Consider the following 14,841-nt stretch of genomic DNA (forward strand, 5'->3'; position numbering starts at 1 on the left):
ACCGAGGTGATGCCATCGCAGGCAAGCCAGCTCCCACATTAAATCCTAGTCGCCCTTAACCCAGCTGTGCAGCCACCGACTCCGGAATGTCCGCGTTGGAGTAGACGTTCTGCACGTCATCCAGGTCTTCAAGCATGTCGATCAGCTTGAGCACCTTCTCGGCGCCTTCCAGGTCCAGCTCGGCGCTGGTAGTGGGCAGCATCACGATTTCTGCGTCTTCACCTTTGAAACCGGCCGCTTCCAGCGCATTACGCACGGAATAGAAACCGGCAAACGAAGTGAATACATCGATGGAGCCGTCTTCATGGGTAACCACGTCATCGGCATCGGCTTCCATGGCCGCTTCCATCAAGGCATCTTCGTCAACGCCTGGGGCGAAGGAAATCTGCCCTTTGCGCTCGAACAGATAGGCCACGGAACCGTCGGTGCCGAGGTTGCCACCACATTTACTGAAAGCGTGGCGAACCGCGGCGGCGGTGCGATTACGGTTGTCGGTCATGCACTCGACCATCACCGCCACGCCACCCGGGCCGTAGCCTTCGTAGGTCAGCTCGACCATGTCGTCGGTGTCGGCAGCACCGGCACCGCGTGCGACCGCGCGATCGATGATATCGCGGCTCATGTTCGCGCCAAGGGCCTTGTCCAGCGCCAGACGCAAACGCGGGTTGGAACCCGGGTCACCACCGCCCTGACGGGCAGCAACGGTCAGTTCACGAATCCACTTGGTGAAAATCTTGCCCTTCTTGGCATCCTGACGTTCTTTGCGGTGCTTGATGTTCGCCCACTTGGAATGACCCGCCATAACTCGCTCCGAATTCTCTTTGAAACATTGCCCGCCACAGATTGTCGGCCAGCAACAAAAAAAATCTCGACCTAAAGAAAAGGCGCATCCGGCAAGGATGCGCCTTTGCGGTCAGCCTTACTCAGCCTTTGGCGTTTCGCGCAGGCGAATGTGCAATTCGCGCAGTGCCTTGGCATCAACCTGACCCGGTGCCTGAGTCATGACGTCTGCCGCGCTCTGGGTTTTCGGGAAGGCGATCACTTCACGGATCGACTGGGCGCCGGTCATCAGCATCACCAGACGATCCAGACCGAAGGCCAGGCCACCGTGCGGCGGTGCGCCGTACTTCAGGGCGTCGAGCAGGAAGCCGAACTTCTCTTCCTGTTCCGCTTCGTTGATGCCCAGCAGGCGGAATACGGTCTGCTGCATTTCCTTGCGGTGGATACGGATCGAACCGCCACCCAGCTCAGTGCCGTTCAGCACCATGTCGTAGGCACGGGACAGAGCGGTCGCCGGGTTGGCTTCCAGTTCTTCCGGGGTGCACTTCGGCGCGGTGAACGGGTGGTGCAAGGCAGTGAAGCTGCCGTCGTCGTTTTCTTCGAACATCGGGAAGTCGACGACCCACATTGGCGCCCACTTGCAGGTCAGCAGCTCCAGGTCGTTACCTACCTTGATCCGCAGCGCGCCCAGGGCCTCGCTGACGATCTTGGCTTTGTCAGCACCGAAGAACACGATGTCGCCGTCAACCGCGCCAACGCGATCCAGGATCACATTGAGGTTGGCTTCAGGGATGTTCTTCACGATTGGCGATTGCAGGCCTTCGACGCCTTTGGCGCGCTCGTTGACCTTGATGTACGCCAGGCCCTTGGCACCGTAGATGCCGACGAACTTGGTGTAGTCGTCGATCTGCTTGCGCGGCATGCTCGCAGCGCCTGGAACGCGCAACGCGGCAATGCGGCATTTCGGGTCGTTGGCCGGGCCGCTGAACACCTTGAAGTCGACTTCTTTCAGTTGATCTTCAACGTCAACCAGTTCCAGCGGGTTACGCAGGTCTGGCTTGTCGGAACCGTAACGACGCATGGCTTCTGCGAAGGTCATGTGCGGGAAGTCGCCGAATTCCAGGTCCAGCACTTCCTTGAACAGGTTGCGGATCATTTTTTCGGTGATGCCCATGATCTCGTTTTCATCGAGGAAGCTGGTCTCGATGTCGATCTGGGTGAACTCAGGCTGACGGTCGGCACGCAGGTCTTCGTCGCGGAAGCACTTGGCGATCTGGTAGTAACGGTCGAAGCCAGCCACCATCAGCAGTTGCTTGAACAGCTGTGGCGATTGCGGCAAGGCGAAGAACGAACCGGCGTGAGTACGGCTCGGCACCAGGTAGTCGCGAGCACCTTCAGGGGTCGCGCGGGTCAGGATCGGCGTCTCGACGTCGAGGAAGCCGTTCTCGTCGAGGAAGCGACGGATGCTGGTGGTCATGCGCGAACGCAAACGCAGCTTCTCGGCCATTTCCGGGCGACGCAGGTCAAGGAAGCGATAGCGCAGGCGGGTTTCTTCGCCGACATCGGAGAACTCGTTCAGCGGGAACGGCGGGGTTTCCGACTCGTTCAGCACTTCCAGTTCGTAGCCGAGGACTTCGATCATGCCCGACGCCATGTTGGCGTTGGTCGCACCAGCCGGGCGCAGGCGAACCTTGCCGGTGATCTTCACGACGTACTCGCTGCGCACGCGATCGGCGGCGGCGAAGGATTCAGCGCGGTCCGGGTCGAACACTACCTGGGCCAGACCATCACGATCACGGATATCGAGGAAAATCACCCCACCGTGGTCACGGCGACGGTGGACCCATCCGCAAAGGGTAATTTCCTGGCCGTCCAGGCTTTCGTTCAGTTGGCCGCAATAATGGCTGCGCATCATGGTAGTGGTTTCACTTCTCGTAATTCGAAATTCGGTTGGAGTCCTGCACATCAGGCTGCGGATGATGCAAGAGCTCACGCGTGTGGTTCAACTCAGGCCCTAGACCCTAGTCAGCTTTGTCGCCGCCGGCCAGGTTCTTCTTCGAGCCGGTCTTGAAATCGGTTTCGTACCAGCCGGTGCCGCTGAGGCGGAAACCTGGCATGGACAGCATCTTTTTAAGCTCTGGCGCCTGGCAGGCAGGGCAGTCGACCAGCGGTGCTGCGCTGATCTTTTGAATGGCTTCCAACTGATGACCACAGGAAGCACATTGATAGTCGTACATCGGCATGGGGGTTGTCTCGGCGATCAGATTGCTACCGCACACGCTGGGTTTTGCGGCAAAGAGCGGGATTATATCCATTAAATGCAGCCTGTGCAGCCGTAAGACTGCACAGACTGACACTCAACCCTCTACGTCGCTGCGGCTAAGGCGCCGCAATGCAGCCCCCTTCCTTCAAGCTGCGCACGACGCAGACAACCCGCACCAGCCCGGTGAAGTTCCTGACCCCGCCGTGACGCAAATGCACTTCGCGGTCCACATGGGACAACAGCGCGCTGACCGAACAGCAATTGACCTTGGCCATATCGCCCAAAATATCCCAATAGACCTGTTCAAGCCGCAAGCAGGTCGCAAAACCATTCAAGCGCACCGAACGGGACAACGGCCGCGCCAGCCCCATATCAAATTCACTGACGAACGGATCAACCCTTATATCCCGGGCAGGGCCGAGCCTCCCTTCGCCAAACCTGTCTTCGTAATCCATATCGTTGACACTCCTTTGCCATCCTTGCTTTCTGTAAGAGCACGTTCTGTTGCCTTATAAAAGCGCAGGCGCAAAGGTATATCCAGATGACTTTATGACCCTCGACGTAGGATAAGCCAACAGTTGAAGGGGGATCATGGAGACCGTCCTAGGCCGGCCGTTTTCCTACATGCCCAGGCGAGTTTTAACCCGCACAAAAGCAACTTGAAGAAGTAGAAGGACAAAACGCGAACGACACCTCAACGGCATCATTCGCGTACTGGCGAGATTACTGATCCAGCAAGGACCGTAACATCCAGGCGGCTTTCTCGTGGACCTGCATGCGCTGGGTCAGCAGATCGGCGGTGAGCACTCCGACCTCTTCCTTAATAGAAGAAAGCCGCGCATAACAAACCTGCCGACATCCCGCCGCCCCGAATGACGCACTGACCCAGGACAAATCGCCCCCACAGCACCGCCTGACTGCCTGATTTGAGTAGCTGCAGGCTTTGCTGTTAAATAGACCGTGTGTCGCTGCCGCCTATTTTCCGGGGGCTGCGCATAGGCTGATAGCGGGTACGTGCCCAACGCCTCTTATTGTTCTGAAGCGAACCGTACTCAATCAGCTCTTCCTTGTGATCCGTCTTAACGTGAGTTAATCAAAATGTTGAAAATCGTCCACTTGCTAACGGGCGCAGCAGCCCTGCTGCTGTCCTTCATCCCTAGCCTGCGATCTGAAGCGGTACCTTACCTGCAACAACCCGATGCACTGTACCTGGCCTTTTTCGGCCTGCTGAACCTCACCCTTGCTCCTGTCATCCCTTACTGGAACAAAGGCCCGCGTCACCAACTGCAAAACCTGGTCAGCGCTCTGCTGGTGCTGGCTGTCTTCCTGCAAATCCTGACGCTGCTCGCGCCGATGCCTGTCATCGCCGGCCAGCCTGCCGTTCTGTTCAGCCTGGTGGCTGCCCTGGCCGGCGTTTTACTGCACCTGGGTGTCAGCTTCTACAAATCTTCACCGGCCGCCGCCTCGCCAAGCTATGACATGAGCAACCGCGATACCGGCACCGTAAAATGGTTCAACACCTCCAAAGGCTTCGGCTTTATTTCCCGCGACTCCGGCGATGATATTTTCGTGCATTTCCGGGCCATTCGCGGTGAAGGTCACCGTGTTCTGGTCGAAGGCCAGCGCGTGGAGTTCTCTGTCATGAACCGCGACAAAGGCCTGCAAGCCGAAGATGTGATCGCCGCACTGCCGCGCCGCTGATCCAAGGCTAAAAAAAACCGCGAACAGCCAGGCTGGCTGTTCGCGGTTTTTTATTGCACGCATTTTAGTAATGCGGTGGTGGCGCTTCTTCTTCAAAGGTGTCGAACYGGCCAGCCATTTCTTCCTGCCGCTTGAGCAGTGCTGCCATTTGCAACTGCAGGCGCTCAACGGCGCGCTGCTGGGTCGCCAGCACATCGCTCAATGCCTGGATGGTGTCATCCTGAAAGGCCAATTGGCTCTCCAGATCGGTAACGCGTTCTTCCAGGCTCATGTTTCAACCCTCCAGAAACGTAAAGTCTTCGGTTAATACCAAACGCAGCCGCTCGCGAATCGCGGCAATCTGATCTGCGTTGTAGGGTTTGGCGGGCAGCTTGCCCCAGACCGGAGCCGGCCAGGCGGCGTCGTCCTGCTTGCGCACAATCACATGCATGTGCAACTGACTGACGACATTACCCAAGGCCGCGACATTCAACTTGTCGGCGTCGAACGAATCCTTGAGGGTTTCCGCCAATGCGGTCGTCTCCTGCCACAACTGTTGCTGATCGGCGCCATCCAACTGAAATATCTCGCTGATATCGTCACGACGAGGCACCAGGATGAACCAGGGGTAGTTCGAATCGTTAGACAACAGCAACCGGCAAAGCGGGAAATCCCCAATCGGTAACGTGTCTTGTTGGAGCCGTGGATCTAAAGCGAACACTGTGCGCACTCCCGCCGGGTTCTCAATTTCAGCTTAGCGCCCCTCCCGAGGGACGGTGCGCCAAGCGACAGGACGGCAGCATACCTGTGAACGGCGCTAGCTTCACGACCCGGCACTCGCCCCGCCATGAGTCACTTATTGCCCAAACGCACCATTTCAGAACCCACGACCCGAGCCAAAACGCCGAAATACTTGATTAACAACGATGCGTTCGATTCGGCCAAATGACAGCACTGTATGAAATCAGTACAGCAATTAAAATTTTTTGCACCAAAACCGCACAGCTCGTCTACGCTGATTGCGTCAGCATCCGCCATTTACTCACTAACGGGGTGAACCGGTAACATTTTTGGTTGTCACGGCGTCGCGAAAAATGTTGATGCACGATGCATTCCCTGGCGTCAAGCCCGAACAATAAGTGCTTGAAACGCCCGGTTTTATGAGGTTTTTACAGCGTCAGGCGGGCCATCAGAAAAAAATCGCTACAAATGTCTGATTTGTGCACGCTTGTTGCATTCACACCCACATCGCCTTGGATGCCTCTGCTGGAAGTGGAAGGTTCAAGGCAAATAAAAACAGCGGCAGGGTTGCCCAATGGAGATTCAAACGTTTCACCAAGGACTCTTTTTACCGATGTTCAAGCCCTGGAAAACAACGTTAAAGTTGCCGGCCCGCTTGCATTGAGGCTGTAAATTTGCGACATCTACCAAGCTGTTTGCGACACGGTCGTAAAGAAGCTGAAAGGTTAGATACGCAAGTATCGCCAACATGGTCGGCGTGATATAAGTTTGCGCCGACACAAAAAGAAAGAGCCGCCCAGATAATAAATCAGGTGGGACGGCAGTACTCTTCTAAAACCAAAGGAGCAAATCACGATGCGCGTGATGAAGTGGAGCATGATCGCACTGGCAGTTGCAGCAGCAGCCAGTACTCAGTTGGCAGTAGCCGCACCTTTCGTAAGCGACCAGGCAGAAGCCAAAGGTTTTGTTGAAGACAGCAAGCTCGACTTGCTGGTTCGCAACTACTACTACAACCGTAACAAAACTGACGGCGCAGTCGATGACAAAGACTGGACCCAGGGCATTCAGGGCATGTACAGCTCTGGCTACACCCAAGGTCTGATCGGTGTTGGCGTTGAAGCTTGGGGCCAACTGGCCATTAAGCTGGACGGTTCCGACAAGTATTCGGGTTCGGGCAACATGTCCGTGGGCTCTGATGGCGAAGTCAACAACAGCCAGGGCAAAGCCGGCGCTGCCGCCAAGTTCCGCATCTCCAAGACCGAGCTGAAAGTCGGCGACATGCAGCCAAGCACCTCTCCGGTGTTCGCTGTAGGCGGTTCCCGCATCCTTCACCAAACTGCCAGCGGTATCCAACTGCAGAGCAGCGAAGTTACAGACCTCGACCTCGAAGCCGGCCACTTCTACTCGGCGACCAGCCAGGACAAGAACGCCCGTGACGGTTCCCTGTGGGCTACCTACGCTGGCGTGCAAGCCAACTCCATCGACTACTTCGGTGGCAAGTACGGCGTTACCCCGGACCTGAGCTTCTCGCTCTACGGTGCCAAGCTCGAAGACGTCTGGAACCAGTACTACGCCAACGCGAACTACACCCTCGCACTGGGCGGCGACAACTCGATTAACTTCGACGGTAACTACTACAACACCAAGGACACCGGTAACGCTAAAGCAGGCGAAATCAGCAACAACGCCTACTCGCTGGCCGCTGCTTACTCGTTCCTGAAAGCACACACCCTGACCCTGGGCTTCCAGAAAGTGAACGGCGATACCCCGTTCGACTACATCGGTGTGGGTAAAAACAACCGCGGTGGCGACTCGATCTTCCTCGCCAACTCCATCCAGTACTCTGACTTCAACGCCCCAGGCGAGAAGTCGGTACAAGCCCGTTACGACCTGAAAATGGCCGAATACGGCGTACCTGGTCTGAGCTTCATGACCCGTTACGTTAAAGGTTGGGACATCGACGGTACCAACACTCCAGCAGGCAGCCCTTACGCTGGTCTGTACGGTGCAGACGGCAAACACCACGAAACCAACGTGGAAGTTAAGTACGTCATTCAAACCGGCCCAGCCAAAGATCTGTCGTTCCGCATCCGTCAAGCATGGCACTCCGCCAATGCTGACGAAGGCGAAGGCGATATCTCTGAGTTCCGCCTGATCACCGACTACCCACTCAACATTCTGTAATTGCAGAAAGTTAGTTTGCGGTAATCAAAAAAAGGCCCATCTTCGGATGGGCCTTTTTCGTTGGTGTCAACTGCGCGTTTAAACGATCAAAAATCATGCAAAACATGCCTGACCAAAGAGTCAGACATGATCAAAAAACAATCACTGCACTGCAGATTCCTGAACCACACGAATCATCCGTTGTGGCAAAGGAACATCAACACCAGCAGTTTTCAAACGATCACGGGACTGTTCGTTGAACATAAACATCACGTCCCAATAATCCGCCGTCTTTACCCAGACGCGAAGCGAAAGAGTGATCGAACTGTCACCCAAGGTAGAAACAACAGCCTGAGGTGCCGGATCTGCCAATACGCGTGGATCTTTGGCCAATTCCAGCAGTACTTCACGTGCCTTCTGCAAGTCCGCTTCGTAATCGACACCTACATCGAACACTACTTTGCGCGTGGGTTGACGATTGGTATTGGTGATGATGCCGTTCGACAAGTTGCCGTTAGGTACGATGATGGTTTTGTTATCGCCGGTACGCAGTACGGTATGGAAGATCTGAATGCTGTCGACAGTACCGGCAACCCCCTGAGCTTCAATCCAGTCACCGATACGAAACGGACGGAACAACAGAATCAGCACGCCGCCCGCGAAGTTGGCCAGGCTGCCTTGCAAGGCCAGACCAATGGCCAGACCGGCGGCACCGATCGCTGCGACAAACGAGGTAGTTTCCACGCCAATCATCGAGGCCACGCTGACAATCAGCAAAACCTTGAGAATGATGTTCGCCAGGCTGCTGATGAACCCTTGCAGCGCAAGATCTGCATTGCGCAACGCCAGCAAGCCGCCGAGTTTTTGCGTCACTTTATTGATCAGCCACCAACCGATGGCCAGCGTGATGACGGCCAGCAACACGCGGCTGCCGTATTCCATGATCATTGGAATCCAGGCTTGGGAAGCCTTGACCAGGTTGTCCACTTCAGCATTCAAATCCATCTTGTTTCTCCTGACTTCCGGCACGCTAAAAAATGAGCGGCAGAAAGACCAAACCCCAGGGGCTCAATCATTTCTGCCGTTGCTTGGGCCTCGGACGCCGAAAACGCCGAGAGGTTCCCGCTTGGTCGATCAGTCGCGGAAGTTGTTGAACTGCAGCGGCATGTCGAACGTCTTGGCACGAAGGGCGGCGATGGCTTCCTGCAAATCGTCACGTTTCTTGCCGGTAATGCGCACTTGCTCGCCCTGAATGGCGGCCTGAACCTTGAGCTTGGCGTCTTTGACGTGAGCGACGATCTTCTTCGCCAGTTCTTTGTCGATGCCTTCCTTGAGGATCGCTTCCTGCTTCATCAGCTTGCCCGACGCATAGGCATCCTTGACTTCAAGGCACTGCACGTCAATTTTGCGCTTGACCAGCGCGAGTTTGAGGATCTCGATCATCGCTTCGAGCTGGAAGTCGGCCTCGGCGGTCAAGTTGACGGTCAGGTCCTTTTCCTTGAACTCAAAAGTACCCTTGCCCTTCAGGTCATAACGACGATCGAGTTCCTTGACGGCGTTTTCGACCGCGTTGGTGACTTCGTGTTTGTCCAGTTCGGATACCACGTCGAACGACGGCATGTAATCTCTCCAATAAAAAGGCGCGCTCGATTGCAATGGCGCGCGCTTGGCTTGCGGTTAAAATCGGGCTCATTATAACGGGTCTTTTCCAAGCCATACTGCGAGCCTCACATGCCTGCCACAAACCGGATAAAAAGCTGATGTCGACCCCTTGGCATGTATTGGGCGCCGGCAGCCTCGGCACGTTGTGGGCCACGCGTCTGGCGCGGGCCGGATTGCCGGTCAGGCTGATCGTTCGCAGTGAACAGCGTTTGCAGGCCTATCAAGCTGCTGGCGGCTTGACCCTGGTCGAACACGGCGAAGCCCGCACTTATGACATCCCCGGCGAAACACCGGACAGCGTGGGGCCGATCAGCCGCTTACTGGTCGCCTGCAAGGCCTACGACGCCGAAAAAGCCGTCGCGCAACTGGCGTCGCGCCTGACGCCGGACGCCGAACTGATCCTGTTGCAGAACGGCCTTGGCAGTCAGGACGCCGTCGCGGCGCTGGTGCCGCAAGCCCGTTGCGTGAGCGCATCGAGTACGGAAGGCGCCTTTCGGGAGGGTGACTGGCGTGTAGTGTTTGCCGGCCACGGTTACACGTGGCTCGGCGATGCCGGCCACCCAGTGGCGCCGATCTGGCTGGACGATTTGACGGCCGCCGGGATTCCTCATGAGTGGAGCACCGACATCCTGAGAAGGCTGTGGCGTAAACTCGCGCTCAACTGTGCGATCAATCCCCTGACGGTCTTGCACAACTGTCGCAATGGCGGTTTGCAGGAACATCACTGCGAAGTCGCCACCCTCTGCGTCGAATTGACCGAACTGCTGGAGTGCTGCGGTCAGCCAGCTGCCGCCCAGGACCTGCAGCAGGAGGTCGAGCGAGTGATCCATGCCACGGCGGCCAATTACTCCTCGATGTACCAGGACGTCGCGAGTGAGCGGCGCACCGAAATCAGCTATCTGCTGGGCTATGCCTGCAAAGTTGCGGCGAGACACCAGGTCAAGCTGCCCCACCTTAATCAACTGCAGCAGCGGCTGATTGCCCATCTGCACAGCCTTGGATTGCCCAGCGACTGAGCAGCGGCTACGCTGGCCACTTGTTCCATTCAAGCGACGAACCTGATGCCATTGCGCCAGCGCCTCGAAAACCTCCCCGTCGGCCAGAAGTTGCTGGCCGCCCTGCTGGTGCTGTTGATCACCATCCTGTTGGTCGCCAACCTGACCTTCATCAGCGCGTCGTATTACATCTCCCAGGAAAGCATGGCCCCCCAAGCCCTGCAAACCATTGGCCGACTGGTGTCCAACCCGAGCCTGGTGGCCGACGCCTTGAAGTCGCCACAAAACGCCGAACGCCTGCTCAAGGAGCTCGACAGTTACTCGCCGCTGCGTGCGGCAGCCCTTTATGACGGCAAGGGTGAACGGCTGGCGCAGTTGCAGCACGGCGACAAACTGAGCCTGCCGGGGCGCTACCAGCACATTGAAGCCTGGCAAGCGACCGAGTTCCGCAGCAATCAATTGATCACCCTGCCCCGCCCCGGCACCGATCCCGGCCACTTGCTGTTGGTGGCCAGCAGTGAATTGCCGATGGCGTTCTACACCGGCACCCTCACCGCCAGCCTCGGCATTCTGATCTTCAGCGTGCTGTTGTGGCTGGTGATCGCACGGCAGATCAAACGCCTGATTACCCGACCTATCCATGAGCTTGAAGAACTGTCCCGGCAAGTCACCCGCGAAGAGAACTACGCACTGCGCGCCTCCCGTGGCAACCATGACGAAATCGGCAGCCTCGCCGAGGCGTTCAACACCATGCTCTCGCGAATCGAGGCCCGGGAGCAGCAGCTCAAGCGTGCCCGGGACGACTCCCAGGCTGCATACGATCAAGCCCAAGGCCTTGCCGAAGAAACGCGCCATACCAACCGCAAGCTGGAACTCGAAGTTCAGGTGCGCAGCAAAATCGAAAAGAAACTCACAGGCTTCCAGAACTACCTCAACAGCATCATCGACTCCATGCCGTCAGCACTGATCGCCCTCGACGAGCAGCTCTACGTGACCCAGTGGAATCAGGAAGCCAGCGCCTTGTCCGGCACACGCCTGGACGAAGCCTTGAACCAGCCGATCTTCCTCGCCTTCGAACCGCTGAAACCGTTTCTGCCGCAGCTCAAGCAAACCGTCGAGCAGCACACCGTGGCCAAGATCGAGCGCGTAACGTGGTTCAAGGATGATGAGCCCAAACACTACGCCCTGACCTTTTACCCGCTGATGGGCGGTGCCGGGCGTGGCGTAGTGATCCGCATCGACGACATTACCCAGCGCCTGTCCCTGGAAGAAATGATGGTGCAGTCGGAAAAAATGCTTTCCGTAGGCGGCCTCGCCGCCGGCATGGCCCACGAAATCAATAACCCGTTGGGCGCGATCCTGCACAACGTGCAGAACATACGCCGACGCCTGTCGCCGGACTTGCCGAAGAACATGGAGCAAGCCGAGCAGATCGGTATCGAGCTGGAAACGGTCAACCAATACCTGCAAGTGCGCGAAGTACCGCAACTGCTTGATGGCATTCAGCAGGCCGGTGCCCGTGCGGCGAAAATTGTCACGCACATGCTCAGTTTCAGCCGCCGCAGCACCCGGCAAATGGCCCCGTGCGACCTGCCGGCACTGATCGATCAAGCGGTGGACATCGCCGGTAACGACTTTGATCTGGCGATCGGTTTCGACTTCAAGGGCCAGGCGATCATTCGCCAGTTCGATCCGGCGCTGGGTCCGGTGCCCGGTACGGCCAACGAGCTGGAACAAGTACTGCTCAACCTGTTGAAAAACGCGGCCCAGGCCATTCATCAGCGCGAGGATGACAGCGAGCCGGGGCGGATCATCCTGCGCACCCGACTGAACCCGCCATGGGCCGAAATCCAGGTCGAGGACAACGGCATCGGCATGAGCGAGAACGTGCGCAAACGTACGTTCGAGCCGTTCTTCACCACCAAGGAAATCGGCCAGGGCACGGGCCTGGGCCTGTCGGTCTCCTATTTCATCATCACCAACAATCACAAGGGCCAGATGGAAGTGCAGTCGACGCCGGGCCAAGGCACCTGTTTCACGTTGCGCCTGCCCTTGTCGGGTACGCCGGTCGTCTCTCAAGAACTCAATCAGCTATCGAGGTAACCCATGGGCTTTCGCTTGTCGAAGATCTACACCCGCACTGGCGACAAAGGCGAAACCGGGCTCGGAGATGGTCGCCGGGTACCCAAGGACCACCCGCGAATCGAGGCGATTGGCGAAGTCGATTCGTTGAACAGTCAGGTCGGCGTGCTGCTGGCCGGTTTGGCCGCCCAAAGCGCGCAATACCCGGGTTTGAACGAGGTGATCGAGGTGTTGGCGCCTTGCCAGCATCGGCTGTTCGACCTCGGCGGCGAACTGGCTATGCCGGTGTATCAGGCACTGGATGCCGCGGAAATCGAACGCCTGGAAGCGGCGATTGATCGCTGGAATGAAGAGTTGGGGCCGCTGGAGAATTTCATTCTGCCCGGCGGTTCAGCGTTGATCGCTCAGGCACACGTGTGCAGAAGCCTGGCGCGCAGCACGGAGCGACGGTGCCAGCAGTTGAATGCGCTTGAACCGTTGGCTGGGGTTGGACTGGCGTACATCAATCGGTTGTCGGATTTACTGTTTGTGGTGGCGCGGCTGATTGCCAAGCGCCAGGGAGTTGCCGAGATACTTTGGCAGGCGGCCGCTAAACCTCAGGTTTAGCTGATCGTTCCCACGCATGATCGTTCCCACGCTCTGCGTGGGAATGCAGCAAGGGACGCTCCGCGTCCCAAAAGCGGACGCAGAGCGTCCAGGGATACATTCCCACGCAGAGCATGGGAACGATCAGCTCAGCTCTCAGGCCAGAATGCCCGAATCCCCGCCACACCCTGCGCCCCTGCTTCCCAGGCTTGTTGCCGCTCTGCCGGGCCAACACCGCCCAACAGGAACACCGGCTTGCTGAACCCTTCGATCAACACCGAAGCCTGCTCCCAACCCAATGGCTCAGCACCCGGATGAGTCAGGGTGGGCTGCACCGGCGACAGGGTCACAAAGTCCACGCCCATCTGCTCGGCCAGCGCCAGCTCTTCAGCGTTGTGGCACGACGCCGCCAACCAGCGCGAGGCCGGTAACGGTCGACCCGCCGCTGCGTACTTGCGCAACTGCGCCGCCGTGATGTGCCATCCGGCGGACGGGAAGTCTCCCAGCCATTCGAAAGGCCCCTTGATCATCAGCTGCGCCTTGCCGGCACACAGCCCTGCCGCATCCACCGCCAGATCGCGGTACTTCGGATCGTAGCCGTTGGGAGCCCGTAGCTGGATCAGCTTGATCCCCCCCGCGATGGCTTTCTGGATTCCGCGCAGCAATGCCGGGGTTTCCAGGTCTTCGGGGGTAATCAAGTACTCGGCGGGTAACCGTGCAGCCGCGACGATCGGCTGATTGGCCGCGGGAAACTCATAATCCACCAGCTCCCGCGGCGTCACCCAGGACAATGGCTGGCCTTCAGCGCCGTGGGGGTCGCCGGTAAACGCGGAAACTTCCCAGACGTCCAGCAACACGTGCTTGTCCGGGTAGTCGTGATGAACCTTGATCAGGGGGCGCGCAGCGGTGACCACAATGCCCAGCTCTTCGTGAAGCTCACGGGCCAGTGCGGTTTCGACGGATTCGTCACCCTCGACCTTGCCACCGGGAAACTCCCACAAGCCACCCTGATGCTGAGTGTCGGCACGGCGTGCGATAAGAATCTTGCCGCTGTTATCACGAATAACCGCGGCAGCTACATGGACTCGTTTCACTGCCCTATCTCCTCCAGACCCGCCTTTTGCCAGGCTTTGAAGGCCGGCCACTGGTAGATCGTTTCGACGTAGGCTTCATCCGCTGCCGGCAACTTCACCTGATAGGTGCGCAGACGTACAGCAATTGGCGCGAAGATCGCATCGGCCAACGTCGCGCTGCCGAACAGGAACGGACCGGTATCGGTGGCCACCGCGCGGCATTCAGCCCACAGCGCGAGCATGCGCTGGATGTCGGCCTCGACGTCAGGAATTGTTGGCGACAGCGGCGCATCGTGACTCAGGTCGAATGGCATGTTGCCACGCATGGCAAAGAACCCGGAGTGCATTTGCGCGCAGGCCGAACGCGCCTGAGCACGGGCGGCGGTGTCTTTGGGCCAGAGGCCCGCCTCGGGAAACTGCTCCGCCAGATACTCGGCGATGGCCAGGGAATCGGCGATGGTACCGTGTTCGGTTTTCAGCAGCGGGACCTTGCCGGCGGGCGAATGCTTGAGCAGGCGCGCGCGGGTGTCTGGTTGACCCAGCTTGATCAGTTCTTCGGTGTAGGCCGCGCCCGTCAGGTCGAGGGCCAAGGCGCCACGCAGCGACCAGGAGGAAAGCAGTTTGTCGCCGATGATCAGGTGGAGGCTCATGTTCGGGACCTTTTGATGAGGGGTACAGACCGGAATCTTCAGTGTCTGGTCGTCCTTCATCGCGGGCAAGCCTTGCTCCTACAGGGTGTGTTGTGAACGACACAAAACTGTAGGAGCAAGGCTTGCCTGCGATAGGAGCGACTCGGTCTTAAGTACGGTACTCGGCG

Annotated in this window: 15 protein-coding genes and 1 pseudogene; 5 read left to right on the forward strand and 11 right to left on the reverse strand. The window is 58.1% G+C overall.

Going from position 1 to position 14,841, the window contains the following annotated elements; translation table 11 throughout:
* Positions 1–55: 55 nt before the first annotated feature.
* The 5 genes and pseudogenes from AC1D2P_RS27685 to AC1D2P_RS27705 form a co-directional block, all read right to left on the reverse strand.
* Positions 56–802: a YebC/PmpR family DNA-binding transcriptional regulator gene (locus tag AC1D2P_RS27685; protein WP_046033287.1), complete on the reverse strand. Its 747-nt coding sequence runs from the start codon at positions 800–802 to the stop codon at positions 56–58.
* A gap of 117 nt (positions 803–919) precedes the next feature.
* Positions 920–2,695, reverse strand: a complete 1,776-nt coding sequence (gene aspS / locus AC1D2P_RS27690) for an aspartate--tRNA ligase (protein ID WP_077431376.1) — start codon at positions 2,693–2,695, stop codon at positions 920–922.
* Positions 2,696–2,801: 106 nt separating this feature from the next.
* A complete protein-coding gene (locus tag AC1D2P_RS27695) occupies positions 2,802–3,023 on the reverse strand; it encodes an FmdB family zinc ribbon protein (RefSeq protein ID WP_010457489.1) in 222 nt (73 codons plus the stop codon).
* Between the two features lie 136 nt (positions 3,024–3,159).
* Entirely contained in the window at positions 3,160–3,498 is a 339-nt protein-coding gene (locus tag AC1D2P_RS27700; RefSeq protein WP_046033285.1) for a ribbon-helix-helix domain-containing protein, read from the reverse strand.
* A gap of 268 nt (positions 3,499–3,766) precedes the next feature.
* Positions 3,767–3,886: pseudogene (locus AC1D2P_RS27705) on the reverse strand (DNA starvation/stationary phase protection protein); the annotation flags it as partial.
* Between the two features lie 255 nt (positions 3,887–4,141).
* On the opposite strand from AC1D2P_RS27705, the gene AC1D2P_RS27710 reads away from it, so the two are divergent.
* Positions 4,142–4,744, forward strand: a complete 603-nt coding sequence (locus tag AC1D2P_RS27710; RefSeq protein WP_046033284.1) for a cold-shock protein — start codon at positions 4,142–4,144, stop codon at positions 4,742–4,744.
* Positions 4,745–4,808: 64 nt separating this feature from the next.
* Here the strand turns inward: AC1D2P_RS27710 and AC1D2P_RS27715 are convergent, their stop codons facing one another.
* Positions 4,809–5,015 carry a SlyX family protein gene (locus AC1D2P_RS27715; RefSeq protein ID WP_477811692.1) on the reverse strand — a complete coding sequence of 69 codons (207 nt, stop codon included), beginning with the start codon at positions 5,013–5,015 and terminating at the stop codon, positions 4,809–4,811.
* A 3-nt stretch (positions 5,016–5,018) separates the two neighbouring features.
* Positions 5,019–5,444 carry an HIT family protein gene (locus AC1D2P_RS27720; protein ID WP_046033283.1) on the reverse strand — a complete coding sequence of 142 codons (426 nt, stop codon included), beginning with the start codon at positions 5,442–5,444 and terminating at the stop codon, positions 5,019–5,021.
* Positions 5,445–6,319: 875 nt separating this feature from the next.
* Here AC1D2P_RS27720 and AC1D2P_RS27725 point away from each other — a divergent pair.
* Positions 6,320–7,648, forward strand: a complete 1,329-nt coding sequence (locus AC1D2P_RS27725; protein WP_109785067.1) for an OprD family porin — start codon at positions 6,320–6,322, stop codon at positions 7,646–7,648.
* Positions 7,649–7,789: 141 nt separating this feature from the next.
* Here the strand turns inward: AC1D2P_RS27725 and AC1D2P_RS27730 are convergent, their stop codons facing one another.
* A complete protein-coding gene (locus AC1D2P_RS27730; RefSeq protein WP_109785066.1) occupies positions 7,790–8,632 on the reverse strand; it encodes a mechanosensitive ion channel family protein in 843 nt (280 codons plus the stop codon).
* A gap of 129 nt (positions 8,633–8,761) precedes the next feature.
* A complete protein-coding gene (locus tag AC1D2P_RS27735; protein WP_109785065.1) occupies positions 8,762–9,247 on the reverse strand; it encodes a YajQ family cyclic di-GMP-binding protein in 486 nt (161 codons plus the stop codon).
* Positions 9,248–9,387: 140 nt separating this feature from the next.
* On the opposite strand from AC1D2P_RS27735, the gene AC1D2P_RS27740 reads away from it, so the two are divergent.
* From AC1D2P_RS27740 to AC1D2P_RS27750, 3 genes are read left to right on the forward strand one after another with little or no spacing between them, the layout of a single operon-like run.
* Complete coding sequence (locus tag AC1D2P_RS27740; protein WP_109785064.1) at positions 9,388–10,305, forward strand: putative 2-dehydropantoate 2-reductase; 918 nt, start codon at positions 9,388–9,390, stop codon at positions 10,303–10,305.
* Between the two features lie 45 nt (positions 10,306–10,350).
* Positions 10,351–12,387 carry a sensor histidine kinase gene (locus AC1D2P_RS27745; protein WP_046033279.1) on the forward strand — a complete coding sequence of 679 codons (2,037 nt, stop codon included), beginning with the start codon at positions 10,351–10,353 and terminating at the stop codon, positions 12,385–12,387.
* A gap of 3 nt (positions 12,388–12,390) precedes the next feature.
* A complete protein-coding gene (locus AC1D2P_RS27750) occupies positions 12,391–12,972 on the forward strand; it encodes a cob(I)yrinic acid a,c-diamide adenosyltransferase (protein ID WP_109785063.1) in 582 nt (193 codons plus the stop codon).
* Positions 12,973–13,100: 128 nt separating this feature from the next.
* Here the strand turns inward: AC1D2P_RS27750 and AC1D2P_RS27755 are convergent, their stop codons facing one another.
* A complete protein-coding gene (locus tag AC1D2P_RS27755) occupies positions 13,101–14,045 on the reverse strand; it encodes a Nudix family hydrolase (protein ID WP_258666975.1) in 945 nt (314 codons plus the stop codon).
* The gene (locus AC1D2P_RS27760; RefSeq protein WP_109785267.1) at positions 14,042–14,674 is read right to left on the reverse strand and encodes a glutathione S-transferase family protein; all 633 of its coding nucleotides are present in this window, start codon (positions 14,672–14,674) and stop codon (positions 14,042–14,044) included. The genes AC1D2P_RS27755 and AC1D2P_RS27760 overlap by 4 nt, the downstream gene beginning before the upstream one ends.
* Positions 14,675–14,841 lie beyond the last annotated feature (167 nt).

It is taken from the genome of Pseudomonas sp. P1_F1_2, from assembly GCF_056405815.1.